This is a genomic window from Streptomyces recifensis (genome assembly GCF_002154615.1).
Classification (GTDB): domain Bacteria; phylum Actinomycetota; class Actinomycetes; order Streptomycetales; family Streptomycetaceae; genus Streptomyces; species Streptomyces griseoluteus.
The window spans coordinates 1-2,264 of sequence record NZ_MUNH01000795.1; the positions used below are offsets into that span (position 1 = coordinate 1).

The 2,264-nt window shown below is 67.6% G+C and carries 2 protein-coding genes; both read left to right on the top strand.

What is annotated here, in order from left to right; translation table 11 throughout:
• Positions 1-161: 161 nt before the first annotated feature.
• Positions 162-1,085, top strand: a complete 924-nt coding sequence (locus CCN33_RS29780) for a COG4705 family protein (RefSeq protein ID WP_086696438.1) — start codon at positions 162-164, stop codon at positions 1,083-1,085.
• 562 nt (positions 1,086-1,647) lie between these two features.
• The coding region (locus tag CCN33_RS29785) for a hypothetical protein (RefSeq protein ID WP_244173985.1) at positions 1,648-2,264 on the top strand (617 nt) is incomplete at its 3' end.

Here is a 2,264-nt window from a genome sequence, read left to right on the forward strand (position 1 = left end):
GGCCGGCTAGGCGGCCGGGAACGCTTTCAGGAATTATTCAGGCGATCACCCGCAAAGTCGGACACCACGGCCGGTCCGCGGTCGGCCCGTGTGTCACAGGGCCCCGTCCCGCTTGCGGAGACGGGCGCCCTCGCAGCCCCCCACGAAGAGGAGTGCCCGACATGGAGAAGCCCGAAGGCCTCACCGACTTGGACGTGGCCGCGCGGCAGCAGAGAGCCGCGACCACGGCCAAGTCGGTGATGAAGAAACTGCCCGAGGTCACCCTCGCCTTCTGGATCATGAAGATCGCGGCGACGACCCTGGGCGAGACGGCCGGCGACCTGTTCGCGCAGACCCTGAAGCTCGGCTACTTCCTCACCACGATCGCCCTGTTCCTGCTCTTCGTGGTGACCCTGGTCGTTCAATTGCGCTCCCGCCGCTACAACCCGTTCTTCTACTGGACGGTCATCCTGTCGACCAGCATGGCCGGCACCACGATGTCCGACTTCATGAACCGCGACGCCAGCGCCAAGTACCTGTCAGGCGGCGCCACTTCGCTGGGCTGGGGACCGCAGGGCCTCGGTCTGGGGTACCCGACGGGCGCAGCGATCCTGATCTCGGTCCTGGTCGTCATCTTCGCCGTCTGGAAGCTGACCGGCATGACGTTCGTCATCCGTGACATCGTCAGCTTCCGCGGAGAGGCCCTGTTCTGGTCGGCGATCCTCGTTTCGAACACCCTCGGCACCTCGATGGGCGACTTCCTGTCCGACAGCTCGGGCCTCGGCTACGCCGGCGGTGCAGCGCTGGTGACCGGCGCTCTGCTGGTGCTGGTGGCCCTGATGAGGGTGCCCGCGGTGCCGAACGTGCTCCTGTTCTGGATCGCCTTCGTGCTGACCCGCCCGCTCGGCGCGACGGCCGGCGACTTCCTGACCAAGCCGGTCGCCAAGGGCGGTCTGGACCTGGGTACGGCGGGTTCGTCGGCCGTGCTGCTGGCCGTACTGATCGGCCTGACGGGCTACGCCCACATCCAGGAGCGCCGCAACCCCGCCCCGTCCGCGCCTCCGGAGACGGGCGAGTACGACGGGGCCACCGGGCGGGCCGACTGAACGCGAACGGCGCCACGCACGACCGGCAGGCGCGTGGGGGCCCGTCAAGGCCGGCTGACACCGGCACGCCTTGCGCTGACCGGTACGCGCCTGGACTGCCTCACCGAACTTGTCCCGACCGCAGCGCCCCGGGTGGCGTGGGAGCGGTGCTGCCGGCTCAGGACCTCGGGCCGGAGAATAGGGGAGATTCCCGGCCTGGGAAGTGGCATACATCACTGCAATCCAGTTACGTGGCGCATTGTGACTGAAGCCATAGGGTTTAGCGCAGTCGCAGGATGGCTTGGGCGGGAAGAATCTGATGCGAGTGGTGAGGCATCAGGGGCTGGGGGAGGAGCGGCGAGAAATTGAGGTTGGCGGCCGGGCCGGGACTCGGTTGACGGGCCCCGCGTCTTTGGGAAAGCGTCATCCGGCGAGGAACAAGGCGATCCGGCTGTGGGACCTGACCGTCGGCCAACCTCACCAGCGCAGCAGCTCATGTGGTCTGCCGTCGTCGCGTCCTCAAGGGCTGTCCCGCAATGATCGGCTGGTGCGCCCGGCTTCAAGGACGGGGAGCCAGGGCGGCATGATGTCATCCGTGATGAAAAGTGCAGACCTGCATCCTGCCCGGATAGCGGGTTACGACGGTGGTCCCCTCACGTACCAGGTCCGGCTCTTGGATGAGCCGCTCTTCTGGCCGGGGCACCTCTACTCGTGTATCCAGAGTGAGGAGGCCGAGGAACTGCTGTTCGGCGCGGACCATGACGCGGCCGGCGACTTCCAGCGGCAGCTCTGGGAGCGGGCCGAGTGGCCGGCATTCACGGTCCCGCTCGCTGCTGATCATCGTCTTCACGTGGTCTACCGGACAGCCGCGGACGACACCGGAACCGACTATCTCATCCACCACCCCGACTGGGGCCAGGCCGAGGTGCTCGCCCGGGATGACGGGCACTTCATGGGTCCGGGCCTGTCCTGGCCCGAACTCGTGGCCGCTGCAGACAACATGCTGCCCGGAGGCAGCACCACCGACCCTCACTCCCGTCTTTTGCTCCTGCTGCCTGCGTTCGGCGACGATGCGGTGCCCGACGACGCTGTTGGCCGCCTGGCTGATGCGCTACGCGCCCGCACACGCGTGGAAGACCCCGAGACCCTAGCCTCTGCTCTCCTAGAGGATCAAGGGGCCCCCGGTCCAGCGCGCTGGAC

Bases quoted from the DNA above. Each gene is read 5' to 3' on its own strand.
- CCN33_RS29780 (WP_086696438.1), top strand. From the start codon at position 162: ATGGAGAAGCCCGAAGGCCTCACCGACTTGGACGTGGCCGCGCGGCAG.